Source organism: Bradyrhizobium sp. Mp27 (assembly GCF_029953005.1).
Lineage (GTDB): Bacteria > Pseudomonadota > Alphaproteobacteria > Rhizobiales > Xanthobacteraceae > Bradyrhizobium > Bradyrhizobium barranii.
Window position 1 is genome coordinate 1 of record NZ_JASAUS010000898.1, and the last position, 217, is coordinate 217.

General features: G+C 59.9%; 1 pseudogene. It reads right to left on the bottom strand.

The annotated features are described in order from the left end of the window. Positions 1–110: pseudogene (locus tag QJT78_RS52935) on the bottom strand (IS630 family transposase); the annotation flags it as partial. Positions 111–217: the final 107 nt, after the last annotated feature.

Genomic DNA, 217 nt, shown 5'->3' on the forward strand with positions numbered 1-217 from the left:
TCCACGCACAGCACAATGGCCTTCGCCGGCGGCGCGACATAGAGGCCGACAACATCGGCGGCTTTGGCCGTAAAGTTCGGGTCGTTGCTCTCGCACCAGGACTTGCGAGCCCCGCGGGTCACTTCAAATTCCTCCGGGTGTGGTCAGTCAAATTCCTCCACCCGCGAGGCAGGACAAGGGACTGTTAGTTTGAGTTTGTTTCCCGGGCAAGAGCTTC